This is a genomic window from Sphingomonas faeni (genome assembly GCF_040407505.1).
GTDB lineage: Bacteria > Pseudomonadota > Alphaproteobacteria > Sphingomonadales > Sphingomonadaceae > Sphingomonas > Sphingomonas faeni_E.
Map to the genome: position 1 here is coordinate 17497 of NZ_JAPZPQ010000002.1, position 16407 is coordinate 33903.

Below are 16407 nucleotides of genomic sequence, written 5' to 3' on the forward strand. Positions count from 1 at the left end.
GCGAGCGCTACGGGAGCCTTATCTTGTCGAGAATGCATTGCCGTCGCCTGAATGATTTCCCCGAGTTGTTACAACAGGCTCGCGGCTGAGTTTCCGTCCAGCATGGAACTGGCTAAGGCCGTCGCCTTTTTGGCCGAATAAGCCCGGGCATTACTTTGCTCGCACCCCGAGGGAGGACCGAAATCGTCCTTCGGGGTACGGTTGGGATGGTCAGGTCACCCGAGCAATCGGATGGATATATTACATCCGGTAAGAGAGGCGCAGATAGCCGAACTGCCCCGGTACGTCATAGGTCGTGGGATCATAGTTCGGCCCGGTGCAGGTCGTGCACGCCGGCGGATCCTGGTTGAACACGTTCCGCACGCCCGCCGTGAAATCGAACTTCCTGTCCAGGAAGGCGGGCGAGAAGGTCAACTGCACGTCACCGTAGAAGGTGTTGTCCAGCCGGGCGCCCGTGGTCTCACGGACATGGTTGATGTAACGGCCGGTGAACGACGCCTCGACATCGGCGATGCTCCAGCTGACGACGCCCGTTCCCTTGAACTTGGGGTAGGACTGGTCGGGTGAACCGCGGGTCGTGCCGCGATAGCTGATTGCACTGAACCCGGTCGAGGTTGGTGTCGTCTCGCTGTACTTCATGAGATGATTGCCGTTCAGCGACAGGCCGAAAATGCCTATGCCGGTCTGGGGCGAACGATAGTTGAGCGTCAGGTCAATGCCGCGCGTGCGGATCTGCCCGATGTTCTGCAGCAAGCCGACGATGCTCGAGATGCGGCCGCTGCTGCTGCGCACCACGTTCGAGCAGCTCAGCGCGTCACCCGCCTCGGAGCACCGCGCCAACGTCACCTGCGGGTTGGTCGAGGCGATCGCGCCCGACACCTCGATGTCGTAATAATTCGCTTCCAACGCGAACTGGCTGGCGATGCCGCTTGTCCGCATGAACGCCGGGCTGAGGACGGCGCCGAACAGCCAGGTCTTCGAGGTTTCCGGCGCAAGCGCCTGGTTGCCGCCCGTCGTCACGCCGAGCTGACCCGTCGGTTCCTGATAGCTGCCGTTCGTGGGAACACCGTTGGCCGCGCAGTTGGCCCGCACCGTGGCGGACGCCTGATAGCGCGAGCCTGGGATATTGCTGCACGGATCGGGGATACCGATATCGGACCGCGACTGCGCGCCGAACAGCTCGCCAATGCTGGGCGCACGGAATCCCGTGGCATAGGAGGCACGTAGCAGCAGATCGGGGATCGGCTTCCAGAGACCCGTGCCGGTGTAGGTGGTGTTACTGCCGCTGATCGAATAGTTCACATGGCGGACCGCACCCGAGGCTTCCAGCGAGCTGAAGAACGGCACGTCCTTCAGCAGCGGAACGCGAATTTCGCCGTAGAACTCGTCCGAGTTGAACGCGCCGCTGGCCGCCTGCGCGGGAATGTCGGCGCCGAAACCGGCTTGGATCAACGCGTCCGGGGTGAACGATCCCTTCTGGTAGCGATGTTCGTAGCCGACCGCGAAGCCGATCGGGCCGGCGGGGAGGTCGAACAGTTCACCCGTGAGGTTGGCGGTGTAGTCGCGCAGTTCCTGGCTGCTCTTGGCGCGCTCGGTGAAGCCGACAAAGGCCAGCATCTGCGGCGTGATCGAGCCTGCGCCGCCGAAGATGTTGAACGGTACGCACTCCCCCGTGCATTGCGCGAGCGGACCAAGCGCCTGCGCGAGGCGCTGCGTGTTGATGTTGCCCGTGAACACCTGCTTGGCGTCGTTGAAGCCCTGGACCGCGTTCACGTCCCAGTAGAACGTCTTCCCGCCGACCTGGAACTTGCCGTCCAGCGTCGCGGTGACCGACATCGTATCGACGCTCTGATTGTAGGTGCGTTGCCCGCCCTCGACGAGGCGTCGTCCGATAAACCCGTAGTTTGCGGGGGGCTGGCCGGCGCCACCAGCCGATAGTGTGACGCCAAAGGGGTTGAACGGGTTGGTCGCATCGATCGAGATCCGGTCGGTGAGCGTGCCGGTCCCCGCATCGGGACCAACGTTCAGAGGCAGGAAGGCGGCCTGGTTCTGCGAGTTCCGGTGATTGTACACCGACTTGATCCGCAGGTTGATACCCGAGCCGAGGTCGCCCTTGAAGCTGACGAACGCACCGTAGCGTTCGGACGGTGTCAGGAAATAGTTGAACGGCGAGAAGTTGAACCGGTCCGCGGTGGTGAACGCGCGGAAGTCGCCGCCCGCGAGCGTGGGATCGTAGACACCGCGGCTGGTCAGGCCGTTCTGGCGCACCGTGAGCGTGCCGCCTTGGGGACGGATGGCGTTGCCGGGGTTGAAGACGATGCGACCGCCCAGCGCCGCGCCCGAGCACCCGCCGCGAGGATCGAGGCAGGTCGTCTGGTCCGGATTTGGGAATTGTGAAAGGGCCCGATCACTGGTGCGGACGCTGCCTTCCTTCACATAGCTGGCGCCGAAGACGAGCGACGTGTTGGGACCCTTCACGCCGTAGCTGATGTCGCCGTTGTAGGAATGACCATCTCCTGCGCGGTACGTACCGAACTGGCCGGACATGCGCAGTCCCTGCTGGCTGGCCTTGGTGATGATGTTGACGACGCCGGCAATGGCATCCGAACCGTACAGCGGCGACTGGCCCGATTGCAGCACCTCGATCCGCTCGATCGAACTGTTGGGAATGGTGTTCAGGTCAACCGTGCCGGGAATGCCGCTTGCCGACGCGCCGTTGACGTAGCGAAGCCCGTCGACCAGCACGAGCGTCCGCTTGGCCAGCAGGTAGCGCAGGTCGATCTCGGCCGAGCCAGCGCCGACACCGCCGCCATCCTGCGGATTGCCGATGTTACCGGAATTGTTCGCCTTCGTGTTCAAACCACCCGCAGCGCTTGGGAGGCGCTGAAGAATATCAGCGACCGAGGTCAGGCCGGTCTGTGCGAGCGCGGCAGTATCGAGCGTGACGACAGGAGAGCGCTGTTCGAGCGGGCTCTGACGGATGCGCGATCCGGTGACGATGATATCGTCGGGCGTGTCCGCCGCCTCGTTGCTGGAAGCGCTTGCGGCAGCCGCTGGTCCAACGTCTACCGCCTGCGCCTGTGCGGTAGCCGCCGCAAGCAGCATGGCGGGCAGGCATATGCCAGCACGTAGCAAGGTCATGGTCATCATTGTCGCGGCCCCCTTATTAACGACTGGGAGTCTTTCGGAAAATGCGCTGCGCCGCAATAGATTGCCAGTCGACCGTGTCTCGTTTGTTGCGAAGTTTCAACATCAGTTGCAAATCTGCAACATTATCCTGAACCCGTTTCGACGTATGATGTCAGCGATCCCACCTTACATCGATTGCGAGGTTTGACCTGGTATTTGCCGGGGGGGTATGTCCGAGGCCGACTTCCATATGCGGTCCATCATCGACGCTGGCTTAGCTCCGAATACCATAGTCGGATCGTCAAATGACGGGTGTACGCTGGCATCGGCGATGGCTTGAGGAGCGCGACCATCCAACTGACCGGGCCGTTCGCGCGTTCTCCATTCGCGGAGAGATTTGCCGCGCATTTGCGTTGCGGGATAGAGGTTTTGCGTAAACCCTAGTGCGTCATTAATGACCGTTAGGCGGTAGGGACGGCTCTTTCGATCTTTGTTCGTGCACGGCAGGCGAAAGAAACCGGTCGGGTGCGATCGCTCCCGCAAACGCAGCCTCCGCAACTGGCATTTGCGATCGCGCCATGAATTCGGACAAGGCCGGGGGCACGTCGGCGGCGAAATCGGCCGCGAACTTGTCGTGGGCCAGCATCAGGTATCCGTCACCCGACTTCTTCACATCGTTACTCGGGGCCAACATGACGGTCGCCAAGGTCAGATCGAGGAGGCCGTCGCTTGACTGCGCGGATCCAGTTCGACCGCCGACCACCTTGACCGACGTGGATAGAGGATATCCATAAGGGAATTCCATTTGTACGATAATGTGTATCGCGATAAGATCTGTCTAGAGTTGAACTTGCGCTTGTCAATGTATTGTTTCGCACGATATATAATTCTGCGATATTGAGTGGATGACGATGGCCATGCTGGACACTTCTAAGACTGCCGCATCCTTGCCGGTGGACGACCAGCTTTGTTTTTCGCTGTACGCGACGAGCATGGCGATCACGCGCGTCTACAAGCCGATCCTCGACCGGTTCGGCCTCACCTATCCGCAGTATCTGGTGTTGAGCACGCTATGGCAGCAGGACGACCGTACGATCGGCACCATCGCAGATCATTTGTCGCTCGAGTCGAGCACCGTCACGCCGCTTGTGAAACGGCTCGAAGCAGCCGGACTGGTCGGCCGCATGCGCAATCCGGCTGACGAGCGACAGGTACGCGTGCGCTTGACCGACGCGGGACGTGACTTGCAGGTCAGTACGACCTGTCTCGGCGAGATGCTGGTCGAGCGAACCGGTATGAGTTTCGATCAACTCACGTCCTTGAACGCGCAAATTCGGGAGTTGCGCGTGGCCTTGGGCACCGTGCGTCTACCTGCCGACGATTGAGGTTTCCGTTGGATTTGAGCGGGCGAGTTACGAGGCCAGTCATGCACGAACTTCAGCACGCTAGAATCTAACCCTGATGCCCGCGACGAGGCTGACGCCATTTGGATTTTCAGCGCGCTCTCGCGAGCCGCGGGCGGCATTGCCGAACTGTCGTTCCCAAGACACGCCGACGTAAGGCGCGAACTCGCGCGATTTTTCGTAGCGAAGCCGCACGCCGAGTTCGAGGTCGGTCAATCCCGATCCGGTGCCGTCACGCGCATCGGCCTGCGCTGCGAAATTCGCTTCGATGCGCGGCTGAAGCACGACATACTGCGCCACGCGTTGATCGTACCAGCCCTCGGCGCGGCCAGATACACCCCCCGGAATCGGAGAGGAATATGGTACCTTCGACGTTGAACCAATACGGCGCGAGGCCTTCGATCCCGATCGCCGCATAGGTCCGCGAAGGGTTGCGTTTGAGATCGTACCGGACGCCTGCCTGAAGGTTCCAATAGGGATCGAGCGCCCGGCTGTAGAGCGCCTGAACCTCGCGAAGGGGCCGGAGCGGGAGCATTGCCCGGGCTCTGGTCCGTCCCCGCGGGCGTCGTCGCAATCTCCGGTACTGGCGACACATCGGACTGCATCGCTTCGCCGGGGCTTGCATCCGCGCCCGATGGTATCGGCACGTCATCGTGGTTATGCTCGCTTTCCCGCGCAGGGGCCGCTTCTACCGTGCCCGGCACGGCGTGTTCCGCGTGCACAGCCCTGCGTTCGGTGCCCTTTCCAGCTCGCGCGACGTCAGGGGCACCTTCCGTAGCGCCGCGTCGTGAACCATATTGGTTAAATACCTTGACATCGTCACGCTCGTTTGGTACATAACAGGAACGATGCAGAATTGCGGGTCGGGCTGGTTGGCTTGACTGAGGAGATGGAGGGCCGGGACGGTTGGGGTGGGAGCCTCGGGCGTTGCCGGCCTTTTTGCGTTCTGGCGGTCTGGTCATGAAATAGCGGGGGCGCGGGGTTATGGGCTTTCGGGGGGTGGGTGAGACTGCTGGTGCTGGTGTTCTGGGCGACGGCGCATGCGGGACGATCGTCAACGGAAGCAGGAACCGGGGGATCCAGATGCGGGCGCTGCGGCATGACGGATGGACCAAGCCACGGCGGGCGCAGTTTCTGCGGGCCCTGGGGACGACATGCAACGTCAGGGCGTCGGCGGCGAGTGCCGGGCTGGCGTTGAGCGGGGCGTACGCGTTGCGGCTGCGCGATCCGGTCTTTGCTGCGTCGTGGGCGGCGGCGCTGGCGAGTGGCTATGATCGGCTCGAGGAGGCGCTGCTGGCGGCGGCGATCGCCGGGTTGAGTGGCGACTGGGGGGATGAGACTCGTGTGGCGGCTGCTGGGCCTGAAGCCGGTGATGTCGCTGGCAGCGGGACGGCTATCGAGGTCGGGACATCCGGCGGGTTTGGCGTTGCGGAGCCGAATATGGCGCCGGATATCGGGCAGGGTTCGGGGCTTGGTACGGGTGTCGTGCGACTAGCGAGCATGCAGGCGGTGCAGGTCGCGCTGGCGATGCTGGGGCGGTATCGCGCAGCGCAGGCGGAGGGCGGCAAGCGCCAGAAGACGCGTCATCGGCGGGCGTCGCCCGAAGAGACCAATGCTTCGATCGGCAGTAAACTGGATGCGTTGGCGAAGCGGTTGGCGGCGGCGGACGTGGCGGCGGCGCCGGTTGCGGTGATCGTGCTGGCAGGGCCTTCGGGCGATGGCGGGTCTTCGTCCGCTGCGTGCCTGCCCGGTCCTGTCGCGGTCCTGGAGAAAGGGATCCAGCATGAGCGGTGATCGGTCTGATGACGGGGGGCTTGGCGTGGTTGATGACTCGGACCGCTTGGCTTTGGAGAAGGCGGGTGGTCGTGCGGCTGGGACGCCTGGCGGCGGTCTGGACGACATAGGGGGCGAAGACGGGGCTGGCGAAGACGGGGCGGAGAACGGCCGGGATGTGATCGCGGAATTGGCGGTACTGCCGGCGGCGCAGCGCGCGCGGCTGGTCGAGACGCTGACTGCCGCGGAGTTGCATGAACTGCATGATCGGTGGGCGGTCTGGGCGCACCCCGGGCAGCATCTGGAGGCCGGTGCGAAGGTTGGTGCCAGCGCCGGTACGGGGTCCGGTGCAGCGGGGGGTGCGGGAGCGGACGACTGGCGGATCTGGGTTATCCTGGCGGGGCGTGGATTCGGGAAGACGCGCGCCGGGGCGGAGTGGGTCAGCCAGGTGGCGCGAGACAATCCCGGCGCCCGGATCGCGCTGGTGGGGGCGACCATCGACGATGTGCGGCGGGTGATGATCGAGGGGAAAAGCGGGTTGCTGGCCGTCGCGCGCGATGACGAGGACCCGGTGTGGCGGGCTGGGCTGGGCGAGCTGCGGTTTGCCAATGGGGCGTTGGCGTCGGCCTATTCGGCGGAGGCGCCGGAGGGGTTGCGCGGGCCGGAGCATCATGTGGCGTGGTGCGACGAGGTGGCGAAGTGGCGCAACGGGAATGCGACGTGGGACAATCTGATGATGGGGCTGCGGCTGGGGACGCTGCCGCGGATCGTGGTGACGACGACGCCTAAGCCGGTGGCGTTGCTGCGGCGGATACTGGCGCTGCCGGGGGTGGTGCGGTCGCAGGGGCGGACGCGGGATAATGTGCACCTGCCGGTGAGCTTCGTGGAGTCGATGACGGCGTCCTATGCGGGGACGCGGTTGGGGCGGCAGGAGCTGGATGGCGAGCTGATCGAGGATGTTGTCGGCGCGTTGTGGACTAGGGAACTGGTGGAGTCCCGGCGGGTGGCTTTTACGCCGGCCGTCGTGCGGGTTGTCGTTGGGGTGGATCCTCCGGCTGGGAGTGTTTCCGGGGGGCCGGGGGATGCTTGTGGGATCGTGGTGGTGGCGCTGGGGGATAACGGGTTTGCGTATGTGCTGGAGGATGCGAGCGTTTCCGGGGCGTCTCCCGAGGGGTGGGCTCGGGCTGTGGCCGAGTGCGCGGCGCGGCATGGGGCGGACCGGGTGATTGCGGAGGCCAACCAGGGGGGGACTATGGTGGGGAGCGTTCTCTCTGGGGCGGACCGCGCGATGCCGGTGAAGCTGGTGCATGCGTCGCTGGGGAAGGTGGCGCGGGCTGAGCCGGTGGCGGCTTTGTATGAGTCCGGGCGGGCTTGGCATGTGGGGGCGTTTCCGGACCTGGAGGATGAGCTTTGCGGGCTGATCGCGGGCGGGGGGTATGAGGGGCCGGGGCGGTCGCCGGATCGGGCTGATGCGCTTGTTTGGGCGATGACCGAGGTGATGCTGGGGCCAAGAGCGCGGGTTTCGGTGCGGGTGCTTTAGGTTTGGCCCTCTCCCTTTCGGGGAGAGGGAAGGAGGAGCCGTAGGCGACGGGAGGGTGAGGGGCTTTGGGGCGGGTGTTCCTCGCCTCACGCCCCTCTCCCTCCCACGCGCAAGGGCGCGCGGGCCCCTCCCTCTCCCCGTGGGGGCGAGGGAATTTAGAGGAGATCGGCATGAAATTGTTCGGGTGGAAATCCGGGCGCGATGAGTCGCGGCCGGTGTTGTCTCGGTCTTCGGCCGGCGCGATCGGGGGCTCCGCGTTTGGCGAGTGGCCGCGGAGTTACGAGGCGCAAGTGCGCGAGGCGTATCTGGATAATCCGATCGCGCAGCGGGCGGTGAAGCTGGTGGTGGAGGGGCTGGGGAGCGCGCCGATCGTCGCGTCGGATCCGGCGTTGCTGGCGCTGGCGACGGTGCGGTCGGGGGGGCAGACGCTGATCGAGACGGTGGCGGCGCATCTGATGCTGCACGGCAATGCGTATGTGCAGGTGCTGCGCGACGTCGAGGGCGGGGCGGCGGAACTCTATGCGCTGCGGCCCGAGCGGGTGACGGTCGAGCCGGATGCCAGTGGGTGGCCGGCGGCGTACCGGTACCGGGTGGGCGAGCGGGTTTCGCGACTGCATGCGGATCCGGTGCGGCCTGAGGTGATCCACCTGAAGAGCTTCAATCCGGTCGATGACCATTATGGGTTGGGGTGTCTGGGGGCGGCTTCGGGGGCGGTGGCGATCCACAATGCGGCGGCGCGGTGGAACAAGGCCTTGCTCGACAATGCGGCGCGGCCTTCGGGGGCGTTGATGTACGATCCGAAGGACGGCGCGACGCTGTCGACCGAGCAGTTCGAGCGGTTGCGGGGCGAGCTGGAGGCGTCGTTCTCGGGGGCGGGGAATGCGGGGCGGCCGATGCTGCTGGAGGGGGGGCTCAGGTGGCAGGCGTTGAGCTTGTCGCCGGCGGATATGGACTTCGTGGGGACGAAGGCGGCGGCGGCGCGGGAGATCGCGCTGGCGTTCGGGGTGCCGCCGATGCTGCTCGGGCTGCCGGGGGACAATAGCTACGCGAATTACCGCGAGGCCAATCGGGCGCTGTGGCGGCTGGCGATTCTGCCGCTGGCGACCGCGGTGCTGGGCGGGATCGCGCAGGGGCTGGCCGGGTGGTTCGAGGGGGCGGCGATCTCGGTCGATCTCGACCGGGTGCCTGCGCTGGCGGAGGATCGCGAGCGGCTTTGGGGGATGGTTTCTGCGGCTTCGTTTCTCAGTGATGTGGAGAAGCGGGCGTTGCTCGAGATTCAGGAGGTGGCGTGATGGATGGGGCGGTTTTGGCGCAGTTGATGCGGCAGGGGGCTGAGCGGGGTGTCGACCTGGTGACGCTGCGGGCGATCGTGGAGGAGGCGGGGGAATTGGGGGCGGCTCGGGCTTTGGCGCGGGTGGCGTTGAGCGACGAGCGGGCTCGGGAGGATGTGGCGGAATTGCGCGAGCTGCTGGCGGCCTGGCGGGATGCGAAGCGGTCGGTGTGGAAGGCTGTGGTGGGGTGGATCGCTCGGCTGGCGATGGCGCTGATGCTGGCTGGGCTGGCGGTTAAGCTGGGGTTTGCTGCGTGGTTGAAGTGATCCCTCGATACGCCGTCTCGACAGGCTCGACAGCTACTCGGGACGAACGGGGAGGGGGCGAAGTGGCGTTCGCTGGGTATGCGGCGGTGTTCGATGTGGTGGATCGGGCGGGGGATGTGATGCGGCGGGGGGCTTTTGCCGGGGCTGGGGTGGTGCCTTTGTTGTGGCAGCATCGGGGGCTGGCGGTTGGGTCTTTGTCCGTCGTTGCGGAGGATGCGCGGGGGTTGCGGGTCGAGGGGGTGGTTGCCGACCCTGAGCTGGCTCGGCTGGTGCGGGGTGGTGCGGTGGCTGGGTTGTCGGTTGGGTATCGGGCGACGTCCGTGCGGCAAGGGGTTCGGCGGGAGTTGCTGTCTGTCGAGCTGGTGGAGGTTAGTCTGGTGGCGGTGCCGATGCAGGCTTTGGCGCGGGTTGAGGTGGTGGACATCGTGGCGTGATCGTTTTCCTGCGGACGCAGGAATCCAGGGTCGAGGGGTGAGACGCGTGTGACCCTGGGCTCCTGCGTTCGCAGGAGAACGGGGATTGGCGCGGGCGTCCCGAGCCTCACTCCCCTCACCCTCCCACACGCAAGCGCGTGCGGGCCCCTCCCTCTCCCCGGGGGGGGCGAGGGAATTTTGAAGTTTTATGAGGCGTCCTGCGGGGCGCCTTTTTTTGTTTCACGCGAGGAGATGGGCATGAGTGTTGTTGACCGGCCGGTTTTGGCGGGGGCTTCCCCCTTGGCGCAGAATGCGGCGTTTGCGGGGTTCGTTCGGACTGGCGCTACGCTGGAGATGAAGGCGTTTACCGGGGTGACCGGCGACGCGGGCGGGTTTGCGGTGCCGCGGGAGATCGATGCTCAGATCGATACGTTGCTGAAGGGCATCTCGCCAATCCGGGCGATCGCCAATGTGGTGAAGGTGGGGTCGGCTGGGTATCGCAAGCTCGTGACCACGGGCGGTACGCCTTCGGGGTGGGCGGCGGAGAATGCGGCGCGGCCGGAGACGGCTTCGCCGGTGTTCGTCGAGATCGCGCCGCCTACGGGGGAGCTGTATGCCAATCCGTCGGCTAGCCAGGCGATGCTGGATGACGCCGCTTTCGATGTCGAGGAGTGGCTGGCGGGCGAGATCGCGATGGAGTTTGCGAAGGCCGAGGGGGCGGCTTTCGTGTCCGGGTCGGGCGTGTCGCGGCCGAAGGGGTTTTTGACGTCGGCTACTGCGGCGACTGCGGACGGGGTTCGGGCTTTCGGGACTTTGCAGTATCTTGCTAGCGGGACGGCTGGGGACTTTTCGGCGAACCCGCAGGAGCGGTTGATCGATCTGGTTCAGTCTTTGCGCGGGCCTTATCGGCAGGGCGCCAGCTTTGTCATGAATGCGGCGACGCTGGCGCGGATCCGGAAGTTCAAGACGACGGATGGGGCGTTCGTCTGGGCGCCGTCGCTGGCGGCTGGCGTGCCGGCTACGCTGCTGGGGTATCCGGTGGTGGAGGCCGAGGACATGCCGGACCTTGCCGCCAATGCGCTGGCGATCGCGTTCGGGAATTTCCGGGCGGGGTATATTATCGCCGAGCGGACCGAGACGGGGATCCTGCGCGATCCTTATTCGAACAAGCCGTTCGTGAACTTCTACGCGACCAAGCGGGTCGGTGGGTGCGTGACGAATTCCGAGGCGATCAAGTTGCTGAAGTTCTCGGTGGCTTGAGATCGTCCCTCTCCCCGTCGGGGAGAGGGAAGGAGGAGCACTTGCGACGGGAGGGTGAGGGGTGGTTGGGATTCACGTCCTTAGCCTCACTCCCCTCTCCCTCCCACGCGCGAAGGGCGCGCGGGCCCCTCCCTCTCCCCGGAGGGGCGAGGGAAATAGGAGAAGTCTTATGACGGGGTCGGCGATTTCTGCCGGGGTGATCGCTGAGGTGGTCGTCGCGGCTAGGGCTTTGTTGCGGGTGGAGAGCGGGGAGGACGTCGTGCTGGCGCGGTTGGCGTCGACGGCGTTGCTGCTGGGGGAGGCTTTCCTCGGGGCGGCGGTGATCGTGCGGCCGTTCGAGGATGTGGTGACCAGTGCAGCGGGGTGGCGGCGGTTGTTGGTCGCGCCGGTTACCGTGATTTCCGGGGTGACCGGGTTGCCTGGCGAGGGAGCGCCGTTCGTGTTGGCGGTCGGGGCGTATGCGGTCGATATCGATGCGGATGGGGTTGGCTGGGTTCGGGTTCTTGCCGCGGGATCGGCCGGGCGGGTGGCTGTGGCGTACTCGGCGGGGCTGGCCTTGAGTTTCGAGGCGGTGCCGGCGCCGATCGCGCAGGGGGTGGCGATGCTGGTCGCGCACCTCTTTGATCACCGGGAGAGCGACGTCGCGCCGCCGGCGGCGGTGGCGGCTTTGTGGCGGCCTTATCGGCGGATGCGGCTGTCCGCTGGGGTGCATTCGTGAGTGGGCGGGTGGTCTTGCAGGCGGCGATCGTAGCTCGGTTGAATGCGGTGCTGGACGTTAGCGTGTTCGATGCGCCGCCGGTGCGTGGGGGGCTGCCGTATGCGGTGGTGGACGAGCCGGTGCTGTCGGACTGGAGCACCAAGACCTGGGTCGGGCGGGAGGGGCGCGTTTTGCTGACGCTGTTCGATGGGGGGGAGCGGCCGGTTCGGGTGCGTTCTTTGCTGGCTGCGGCGGAGGAGGGGTTGGAGGCGCTTCCGCCCGATCTTGGTGAGGGGTGGCGGGTGGTTCGGTTGGCGCTGGTGCGGTCTCGGGTGCTGCGGGTCGGGGATCGGTGGCGGGGGACGTCGGAGTTTCTGGTGCGGATGTACCGCGAGAGCTGAGTGGCACGGTTTTGGGGGAGACGGACATGGCGGTGGAGAAGGGGAGTGCGTTCCTGCTGAAGGTGGGGAACGGGGCGGTGCCGGTGGTCTACGCGACGGTGGCGGGGCTGCGGACGACGCAGATGTCGGTCAATGGGGAGGCCATCGTTGTCACGACGAAGGACTCCGGGGGGTGGCGGCAGTTGCTGTCGGGGGCTGGGGTTCGGAGTGTTTCTGTCTCGGGAGCTGGGGTCTTTACCGGGTCTGTCGCCGAGTTGCGGGTGAAGGCTAGCGCGCTGACCGGCGTGCTCGATGATTATCGGCTGGCGTTCGAGGGGGGCGATACGATGACGGGGAAGTTCCTGGTGTCGCGGCTGGACTATGCCGGGGATTTCAATGGGGAGCGGTCTTATACGCTTAGCCTGGAGAGTTCCGGGGCTGTTGTTGTGGGTTAGCGGCTTTCCCTCGCCCCGCTGGGGAGGGGGAAGGAGGAGCTGCTTGGCGACGGGAGGGTGAGGGGTTTTGGGGTGGGAGTTCCTAGCCTCACTCCCCTCTCCCTCCCACGCGCAAGGGCGCGCGGGCCCCTCCCTCTCCCCGTAGGGGCGAGGGAAATTTAGGAGAACTCTCATGGGTGATTTGGCGAATCCGGTTCGGGGGGAGGCTTCTCTTCGGGTCGGGGGGGAGGTGCTTGTCCTTCGGCCTAGCTTTGCGGCTTTGGTCGCGGCCGAGGGGGAATTGGGGCCTTTGTTTGCGCTGGTGGAGCGCGCGGCGGAGGGGCGGCTTGGGATTGGGGAGATGGTGGGGCTGTTCTGGCATTGCCTGCGCGAGTGTCCCGAGGGGGTTACTCGGGAGCGGTTGGGGGAGGCGGTCGTCGAGGCGGGGCTGGCGGCGGTGACGCCGGTTCTGCGGGGGCTGTTGCGGCAGATCCTGGCGGGGAAGTGACGTTTTCCGATAGCGCCGGGCGGTTGGCTGGCTTTGCTGGCGCTGTGCTGGGGTGGGCGCCGGAGGTGTTCTGGCGGGCTACGCCGGCGGAGTTGGCGGGGGTCGTAGGGGCTTTGGTGGGCGATGTGACGGCGCCGCCTGATGCTTCGACGATCGCTCGGTTGAGGGGGGCTTTTCCTGATGGATGATCTTGATGCTGCGCTGGTCAGCGTGCGGGCGGATACGACCGGCTTTTCGCGTGATGTGGAGGCGATGCGGGGGGAGTTGGAGGGGGTGCTGGGCGCTGGGGCGGAGCGGGCTGCGCTTCGGTTGGAGGCGGGGCTGTTGCGAGCCGTGCGGTCGGGGAAATTGGGGTTCGAAGAGCTGAAGGTGGTGGCTCTGTCGGCGCTGGATGCGATTGCTTCGGCGGCTTTGAAGGCTGGGGTGCAGTCGGTTCTTAGCGGGGGCGGGTTGAGTGGGGCGCTTGCGGGGCTGGTTGGTGGGTTGCCGGGGCGGGCGACTGGCGGGCCGGTGTCTCCGGGGCGGGCTTATGTCGTGGGGGAGCGGGGGGCGGAGGTTTTCGTGCCTACTTCCAGCGGGCGGGTTGAGGTTGGGGCGCCGGGGGGCGGGGTTCGGGAGGTGAGGGTGGCTATTACGGTGAATGCTGTTGGGGGGAGTGCTGCGGGGGTGCTGGCGCAGTCGAGCCGGCAGGTGGCGAGAGCGGTGAAGGCGGCTTTGGCGGTGGAGTGACCTTAGTCCCTCTCCCCGTCGGGGAGAGGGAAGGAGGAGCTCTTGCGACGGGAGGGTGAGGGGTTTTGGGGCGGGGGTTCCGTGCCTCACGCCCCTCTCCCTCCCACGCGCAAGGGCGCGCGGGCCCCTCCCTCTCCCCGGAGGGGCGAGGGAATAGGAGATCTTTATGGCGCATTGGCTTTGCTCTGCTCGGACTGTGCAGGTCGAGGGGCTTGTTTCTCGGTTCGATCCTCGGTTTTGGACGGTGGATTTTCCGCGGCCGATGATGGCTTCGGTTGTGACGGTCGGCCCTGCGTCGCTGCGGGTGGATGCGGTGTTTTATAGGGCGGATGATCTTGCGGGGGTGATCTGGGAGTCGGTGGATCGGTTCGATCATCCGTTGCTGAAGTATGAGACTTCGCGGGATTTTCGGGATTGTCGGCTGCGATTTCGGTGGCGGTCTTCGGGGGTGATGGCGCTGGATGCCATCAACGGCCCGACGTTGACGATCGAGGGGCGGGATGCGGTGGGGGTGGCTCGGTCCTGGTATGTGCGGTTGTGGAATTATGCGGTGGGGGCGGCGGAGGATGCGGTCGTTTCGCTCGATTTCGGGGCGATGGTGGGCGGGTATGAGCTGCCCGAGGACAGCGATCCGGTGTGGGCGGGGGATATCGACCGGATGTTCGTGTCGGTGGTGCCGCCGGACTATGCCGAGGTCGATGTTCCGCTGGCCGCGCCGCGCGAGGGGTGGGTCGAGTGGACCGGTCTCGTCTGCGAGGGGCCGGGGTCGGTGCTGGCGATCGGCGATGCCGTCGTGCCGGAGCACGGGGTTCGGATCGCGGGCGGATATGACGACAGCTATAACCTGACGCCGGCGCGGTTGCTGCGCAATGCGCTGCATCTCGGGTATCGGGGGAGCATCACGCATTATGTCGGGATGAGCCATTATTTCCGGCTCGAGGCGACAGGCGGGGGGCTGTTCGTGTCGGCGGCAGGCGGCGTCCTGAACGTCGCGTGTGCGGCTTGGCATCGGGATTTTGCGGGGCGGGCGAAGGCGCTTGGCTATGACGTGATCTGGTCGCTGAGCTACGAGCTGTTCGATGCGCATTGCTGGAACGACTGGAAGCAGCGAGCGGCCGATGGGGCGCCGGCGCTGACCGGGTGGGAGCCGCCTTCGACGTTGCTGTCGCCGGCGCATGGCGGGGCGATGGGCTATCTCCAGGCGGTCGCGCGCGCTTTCATGGCGATTGCGGTGGCGGCGGGGTTGGCGGCGAAGTTCCAGGTCGGCGAGCCGTGGTGGTGGATCATGCCGGATGCGCGGCCGTGCTTCTATGACGCGAGTGCGGTGGCGGCGTTTGCGCCGGTGCCGATCGTGAATATCCGGCGGTCAAAGACGCCTGCGCAGATCGTCACGCTGGATGCGGCGGGGGTTTGCCTGGCGGCGTCCACGGCGGCGCTGGTGGCGGCTGTCAAAGCCGAAGCGCCGGGCTGCGTGTCGCATCTGCTGACGTATCTGCCGACCGTGCTGGAGGCGAAGGCGCCGGAGGCCAAGCGCGCGAACATGCCTGTGGGGTGGGCCAGTCCTGCTTTCGATGTGCTGCAGCTGGAGGATTACGACTGGGTGACGGCGGGGGATTCTGCGTCGTCGGCCGAGGGCGTGGCGGTGGCTTTCGCGCGGCTGGGGTATCCGGTCGAACGGCAGCATTATCTTTCGGGGTTCGTGTTGAAGCCGGATCAGGCGGCGGAGTGGGGGCTGATCGAGGCCGCTGCCGAGGTGGCTCGGGCTCGGGGGGTGGCGGAGACGTTCCTCTGGGCGCTGCCGCAGGTGATGCGGGATGGGTTCGTGCATTTTGACACAACGGGAGACGAGGTCGTGGATGCGTTCGATGACGTGCTGTTTCCGTTGGAGCTGGGGCGCGAGGCCGAGGTGGCGCCTGGGTTTTCTACAGCGATTTTGACGAGTGCCGGGGGGCGGGAGGCTCGGAATGCGGCGTGGGCGGAGGCTCGGACGTCGTATGATGTCGGGCCGGGGTTGCGGAGCGAGGCGGATATCGGCGTGCTGCTCGCATTCTTTCGGGCGCGGATGGGCGCGGCGCGGGGGTTTCGGTTGCGGGATCCCTTCGACTTCGATGCCGTCGGGGAGGTCGTTGGGGTTGGCGATGGGGTGGCTCGGCGGTTTGCTTTGGTGAAGTCTTACGGGGCGATGGAGCGGCGGATTACTCGGCCGGTTGGGGGGAGCGTTTCGGTTGCTGTGGGGGGCGTTGGGACTTCGGCGTTCTCCGTGGAGGCTGGGGGGTGGGTGGTGCTGGATGTCGCGCCTGCTCTTGGGGTGGTGGTGACTTCCGGGTTTGCGTTCGATGTGCCGGTTCGGTTTGCCGAGGATCGGTTGAGCGTGGCGCGGGCCACGTTCCTGACTGGGGTGGCGGCGAGTGTGCCGCTGGTCGAGGTGCGGGACGCTTAGTTTCCCTCTCCCTGTCGGGGAGAGGGAGGGAGGAGCCGCTTGGCGACGGAAGGGTGAGGGGTGGTTGGGATTTGTGTCCCGTGCCTCACGCCCCTCACCCTCCC

General features: G+C 65.9%; 18 protein-coding genes. 14 read left to right on the top strand and 4 right to left on the bottom strand.

Annotated elements, in window-relative coordinates; all coding sequences use genetic code 11:
- Positions 1-240: 240 nt before the first annotated feature.
- Both O6X71_RS06640 and O6X71_RS06645 read right to left on the bottom strand, forming a co-directional pair.
- The gene (locus tag O6X71_RS06640) at positions 241-3141 is read right to left on the bottom strand and encodes a TonB-dependent receptor domain-containing protein (RefSeq protein ID WP_353465106.1); all 2901 of its coding nucleotides are present in this window, start codon (positions 3139-3141) and stop codon (positions 241-243) included.
- A gap of 439 nt (positions 3142-3580) precedes the next feature.
- Positions 3581-3934, bottom strand: coding sequence for a hypothetical protein (locus tag O6X71_RS06645; protein WP_353465108.1), 354 nt, complete (start codon positions 3932-3934; stop codon positions 3581-3583).
- A gap of 100 nt (positions 3935-4034) precedes the next feature.
- On the opposite strand from O6X71_RS06645, the gene O6X71_RS06650 reads away from it, so the two are divergent.
- Positions 4035-4514, top strand: coding sequence for a MarR family winged helix-turn-helix transcriptional regulator (locus O6X71_RS06650; RefSeq protein ID WP_353465109.1), 480 nt, complete (start codon positions 4035-4037; stop codon positions 4512-4514).
- 60 nt (positions 4515-4574) lie between these two features.
- On the opposite strand, the gene O6X71_RS06655 is transcribed toward O6X71_RS06650, so the two are convergent.
- Both O6X71_RS06655 and O6X71_RS06660 read right to left on the bottom strand, forming a co-directional pair.
- Positions 4575-4832, bottom strand: a complete 258-nt coding sequence (locus O6X71_RS06655) for a copper resistance protein B (RefSeq protein ID WP_353465110.1) — start codon at positions 4830-4832, stop codon at positions 4575-4577.
- The gene (locus O6X71_RS06660; RefSeq protein WP_353465111.1) at positions 4765-5184 is read right to left on the bottom strand and encodes a copper resistance protein B; all 420 of its coding nucleotides are present in this window, start codon (positions 5182-5184) and stop codon (positions 4765-4767) included. The genes O6X71_RS06655 and O6X71_RS06660 overlap by 68 nt, the downstream gene beginning before the upstream one ends.
- 431 nt (positions 5185-5615) lie before the next feature.
- On the opposite strand from O6X71_RS06660, the gene O6X71_RS06665 reads away from it, so the two are divergent.
- From O6X71_RS06665 to O6X71_RS06725, 13 genes are all read left to right on the top strand, one after another.
- On the top strand, positions 5616-6326 hold the full coding sequence (locus O6X71_RS06665; protein ID WP_353465112.1) for a hypothetical protein: 711 nt from the start codon (positions 5616-5618) through the stop codon (positions 6324-6326).
- Complete coding sequence (locus tag O6X71_RS06670) at positions 6316-7845, top strand: DNA-packaging protein (RefSeq protein ID WP_353465113.1); 1530 nt, start codon at positions 6316-6318, stop codon at positions 7843-7845. The genes O6X71_RS06665 and O6X71_RS06670 overlap by 11 nt, the downstream gene beginning before the upstream one ends.
- A 170-nt stretch (positions 7846-8015) precedes the next feature.
- Positions 8016-9137 (top strand): phage portal protein, encoded by a 1122-nt coding sequence (locus O6X71_RS06675; RefSeq protein WP_353465114.1) that lies wholly within the window; start codon positions 8016-8018, stop codon positions 9135-9137.
- On the top strand, positions 9137-9442 hold the full coding sequence (locus O6X71_RS06680; protein WP_183129183.1) for a DUF6127 family protein: 306 nt from the start codon (positions 9137-9139) through the stop codon (positions 9440-9442). The genes O6X71_RS06675 and O6X71_RS06680 overlap by 1 nt, the downstream gene beginning before the upstream one ends.
- Positions 9439-9876: an HK97 family phage prohead protease gene (locus O6X71_RS06685; protein ID WP_353465116.1), complete on the top strand. Its 438-nt coding sequence runs from the start codon at positions 9439-9441 to the stop codon at positions 9874-9876. The genes O6X71_RS06680 and O6X71_RS06685 overlap by 4 nt, the downstream gene beginning before the upstream one ends.
- A gap of 237 nt (positions 9877-10113) precedes the next feature.
- A complete protein-coding gene (locus tag O6X71_RS06690; protein ID WP_353465117.1) occupies positions 10114-11115 on the top strand; it encodes a phage major capsid protein in 1002 nt (333 codons plus the stop codon).
- A 169-nt stretch (positions 11116-11284) separates the two neighbouring features.
- Positions 11285-11833, top strand: coding sequence for a head-tail connector protein (locus tag O6X71_RS06695; protein ID WP_353465118.1), 549 nt, complete (start codon positions 11285-11287; stop codon positions 11831-11833).
- The gene (locus tag O6X71_RS06700) at positions 11830-12213 is read left to right on the top strand and encodes a DUF3168 domain-containing protein (protein WP_353465119.1); all 384 of its coding nucleotides are present in this window, start codon (positions 11830-11832) and stop codon (positions 12211-12213) included. Before O6X71_RS06695 ends, O6X71_RS06700 begins: the two co-directional genes overlap by 4 nt.
- A gap of 26 nt (positions 12214-12239) precedes the next feature.
- Positions 12240-12647, top strand: coding sequence for a phage tail tube protein (locus O6X71_RS06705; RefSeq protein ID WP_056060976.1), 408 nt, complete (start codon positions 12240-12242; stop codon positions 12645-12647).
- Between the two features lie 172 nt (positions 12648-12819).
- Positions 12820-13134 carry a gene transfer agent family protein gene (locus O6X71_RS06710; protein WP_353465120.1) on the top strand — a complete coding sequence of 105 codons (315 nt, stop codon included), beginning with the start codon at positions 12820-12822 and terminating at the stop codon, positions 13132-13134.
- Positions 13135-13199: 65 nt separating this feature from the next.
- Positions 13200-13322 carry a phage tail assembly chaperone gene (locus O6X71_RS20950; RefSeq protein ID WP_373458607.1) on the top strand — a complete coding sequence of 41 codons (123 nt, stop codon included), beginning with the start codon at positions 13200-13202 and terminating at the stop codon, positions 13320-13322.
- Positions 13312-13863 (top strand): tail tape measure protein, encoded by a 552-nt coding sequence (locus tag O6X71_RS06720; protein ID WP_353465858.1) that lies wholly within the window; start codon positions 13312-13314, stop codon positions 13861-13863. The genes O6X71_RS20950 and O6X71_RS06720 overlap by 11 nt, the downstream gene beginning before the upstream one ends.
- A gap of 166 nt (positions 13864-14029) precedes the next feature.
- Positions 14030-16303: a DUF2460 domain-containing protein gene (locus O6X71_RS06725; RefSeq protein WP_353465122.1), complete on the top strand. Its 2274-nt coding sequence runs from the start codon at positions 14030-14032 to the stop codon at positions 16301-16303.
- Positions 16304-16407 lie beyond the last annotated feature (104 nt).